Here is a 304-nt window from a genome sequence, read left to right as displayed (position 1 = left end):
CGGTAATATGCGTTTCGAATCGGTGCAAAATCACATCTACCGGGAAAACGGCAGGGAATTCACCGAATCAGTGACTCAGCAGGGCACTGAATTAACCAGCGGCGGCATACTCACGGTTATCTCAACCGGCAGTATTCTTTTCCAGTCCACCAAACTGGCGGCCAAAGGGGCGATGGATGTCGCGGCGCAAGGTGGTTACCTGTACGCTCAGGCGATGGAAGAATCCAGTCACTATGAGAAAACAGAAACTACACGCAGGTGGTATGGCAAAAAGAAAACCACCACACGCACCCGTCATGATGTC

Annotated in this window: 1 protein-coding gene; it reads left to right on the top strand. The window is 51.6% G+C overall.

Annotated elements, in window-relative coordinates:
- Nucleotides 1-304 (top strand): hypothetical protein (locus ABR397_RS23710; RefSeq protein ID WP_350307835.1); only part of this gene is annotated, 304 nt, incomplete at both ends.

Source organism: Photorhabdus viridis, from assembly GCF_040256935.1.
GTDB classification, from domain to species: domain Bacteria; phylum Pseudomonadota; class Gammaproteobacteria; order Enterobacterales; family Enterobacteriaceae; genus Photorhabdus; species Photorhabdus viridis.
This window is presented reverse-complemented; position numbering and strand designations above follow the sequence as displayed.